Origin of the sequence: Zavarzinia sp., assembly GCF_041650655.1 — a bacterium.
Taxonomy (GTDB): Bacteria; Pseudomonadota; Alphaproteobacteria; order Zavarziniales; family Zavarziniaceae; genus Zavarzinia.
This window is the reverse complement of record NZ_JBAZKR010000237.1, coordinates 1-3,027: the sequence shown is the minus strand read 5'-3', so window position 1 is coordinate 3,027 and position 3,027 is coordinate 1. Positions and strand designations below refer to the sequence as shown.

Here is a 3,027-nt window from a genome sequence, read left to right as displayed (position 1 = left end):
AGGTCCGCGCCATGCTGGAGATGGCCGTGCAGCCCGGCGGCACCGCGCCCAAGGCGCAGATCGCCGGCTATCGCGTGGCGGGCAAGACCGGCACGGCGCACAAGCTGGAAGCCGGCGCCTACGCCAACAAGTACGTCGCGTCCTTCGTCGGCTTCGCTCCGGCTTCCGACCCGCGGCTGATCGTCGCCGTGATGGTCGACGAACCGTCGAACGGCAAGTATTACGGCGGCGACGTGGCGGCCCCGGTGTTCGCCCGGGTCATGGCCGGCAGCCTGCGCACGCTCGGCGTGGCCCCGGACGCGCCGCTGAAGCCCCTGCTGATGACCAGCGCCGAGCCGGTCAAGGAAGAGATGTGAATTCCGCCATGTCGATTCTCGAACAACTCGAACGTCAGGGCGTCAAACCGCAACGCCTCAGCGCCGACTCGCGGCGCGTGCGCGCGGGCGACATCTTCGTCGCCTTCCCCGGCGCGCAGGCCGACGGCCGCGACTTCATCGCGCAGGCGGTGGCCAGGGGCGCCGCGGCGGTGATCGCCGAGGCGGGACGCGACGCAACGGCAACAGTCGGCGCTGGCGCCACGCCGATCGTCGAAGTGCAGGGACTCGCCGCGCTCTCCGGCGAAATCGCGCATCTGGTCTATGGCCGCCCTTCGGAGCATCTGTGGCTCGCCGGCGTGACCGGCACCAACGGCAAGACCTCGGTGTCGCAATGGATCGCGCAGGCGATGAACGCCTTGCCGTATCTGCCGCCGGGCCGCCCCAAGGCAGATACAGCCAATAGCCCGGAGTCGCGCAGCGACGAACACCCGTCACCCCTTTCCCGGGGAAAGGGGCCGGGGGAAAGGTTCCACAAATGCGCGGTGATCGGCACGCTGGGCAACGGCTTCCTCGATGCGCTCGACGAAAGCCCGAACACCACCCCCGACGCGATCACCCTGCATGCGGCGCTTGCCGGCTTCCTCGCCCAAGGCGCGGACTCCTGCGCGATGGAAGTGTCGTCCATCGGACTCGACCAGGGCCGCGTCAATGGCGCGGCCTTCGATGTCGCGGTATTCACCAACCTGACCCGCGACCACCTCGAATACCACGGCACGATGGCGGAGTACGCGGCAGCCAAGGAACTGCTCTTCCTTGCGCCCGGCCTTGCCGCGGCCGTGCTGAACCTCGACGATCCGGTCGGGGGCGACCTGGCTGCAAAGCTGAAGGGCCACGTGCGCACCATCGGCTACACGCTGACCGGCGCCGGTGGCGCAGATGAAATCCTCCGCGTCGAAAATCTGGACATGGGCGCCGCCGGCGTCGGGTTCGACCTGCGCGGCCAGCATTTTTCCGCGCCTGTCGTCGGCCGCTTCAACGTGTCCAACCTGCTCGCCGTGATCGGCGCGCTGCTGACGCGCAACGAACGCCTCGCGGACATCGCCGTCGCGCTACGCGGCATCCAGCCGCCGCCGGGGCGCATGCAGGCGGTCGGCGGCGTGGATCAGCCGCTGGTCGTGGTCGACTACGCCCATACGCCGGATGCATTGGAGAAGGCGCTCGGCGTGTTGCGCGAAACCGCGGCGGCGCGCGGCGGCCGGCTGATCTGCGTATTCGGCTGCGGTGGCGAGCGCGATTCAGGCAAGCGGCCGCAGATGGGCGCGATCGCCGGGCGCCTGGCCGATCGCGTGGTGGTCACCAGCGACAATCCGCGCAAGGAAGATCCGCAAGCCATCATCGACGACATCCTCGCCGGGCTGCAGCACGCGCCGACGGTCGAGATCGATCGCGGTCGCGCCATCGCCGCCGCGGTGGCTGACGCGGACCGGCGCGACGTGATCCTGCTCGCCGGCAAGGGCCACGAGCCCTACCAGGAAATCGCCGGCGTGCGGCATCCATTTTCCGACCTCGCTGCCGCAAAGTCGGCGCTGGCGGGACGGCGGCCATGATGATGACCCTGCACGAGGCGGCCCGCGCCATCGGCGCCCGCGCGCAAGGCGCCGACGCGGGCTTCAGCGCCGTCTCCACCGATTCGCGTAGCATCGCCGCCGGCGAGCTCTTCGTCGCGTTGAAAGGTGACAAGTTCGACGGCCATGCCTATGTCGGCGAGGTCCTCGCGCGCGGCGCGGCCGGAGCGGTGGTGAGCGGGGAGTTTGCCGCGGCCCATCCCGACCTGCCGCTGATCGGCGTCACCGACACGCGCCTCGCGCTCGGTGCCCTCGCGTCGCAGTGGCGCGGGCGATTTGCGATTCCGCTGCTGGGCATCACCGGCAGCAACGGCAAGACCACGGTCAAGGAAATGTGCGCGGCGATTCTGCGCGCACAGTTCGGCAGCGCGGACGCCGTCCTCGCCACCGTCGGCAACCTCAACAACGACATCGGCCTGCCGCTGACCCTGCTGAGGTTGCGCGCGTCGCACCGCGCCGCGGTGATCGAGATGGGCATGAACCATCCCGGGGAGATCGACTACCTGACGCGCCTCGCGCAGCCATCTGTGGCGCTGGTGAACAACGCGCACCGCGCCCATCTGGAGGGTCTCGGCACGGTGCAGGATGTGGCGCTGGCCAAGGGCGAAATATTCGCCGGGCTGGGGGCCGACGGCGTCGCCGTGTTCAATGCCGACGATACGCACGCCGACATCTGGCGCGAATTGTCGCGCGACCGGCGCCAGTTGGGCTTCGGCCTCGACCAGCCCGCCGACGTACATGGACGCTTCACCAGCCACGGCCTGGGTGGCGAGCTGCATCTGACCACCCCGTGGGGCGCCCTCACGGTGACCCTGGCGGTGCCGGGCAGTCACAATGCGCGCAATGCCTGTGCGGCAGCGGCGGCGACGCTCGCGGCGGGCGCGCCGCTGGCCGCGGTCGAGCAGGGGCTGGCAGGTTATGCCGGCATCAAGGGCCGGCTGCAACAGCGCGCCGGCCGCGAGGGCTCGCGCGTGGTGGACGACAGCTACAACGCCAATCCCGATTCGATGCGCGCCGCGATCGACGTGCTGGCTTCTGTGCCCGGCCGGCGCATCCTGGTCATGGGCGACATGGGCGAGGCGGGC

At 70.0% G+C, this 3,027-nt stretch carries 3 protein-coding genes; all 3 read left to right on the top strand.

The features are described 5' to 3' along the window. The coding region (locus WC493_RS22820) for a penicillin-binding transpeptidase domain-containing protein (protein WP_373068865.1) at positions 1 to 356 on the top strand (356 nt) is incomplete at its 5' end. Between the two features lie 8 nt (positions 357 to 364). Then, the gene (locus tag WC493_RS22815) at positions 365 to 1,924 is read left to right on the top strand and encodes a Mur ligase family protein (RefSeq protein WP_373068863.1); all 1,560 of its coding nucleotides are present in this window, start codon (positions 365 to 367) and stop codon (positions 1,922 to 1,924) included. Beyond that, on the top strand, positions 1,921 to 3,027 hold a 1,107-nt coding region (murF, locus tag WC493_RS22810), incomplete at its 3' end, for a UDP-N-acetylmuramoyl-tripeptide--D-alanyl-D-alanine ligase (protein WP_373068861.1). The genes WC493_RS22815 and murF, both read left to right, overlap by 4 nt.

What these genes read in the sequence shown, in the direction of transcription:
- WC493_RS22815 (WP_373068863.1), top strand. Translation starts at nt 365, where the DNA reads ATGTCGATTCTCGAACAACTCGAACGTCAGGGCGTCAAACCGCAACGC.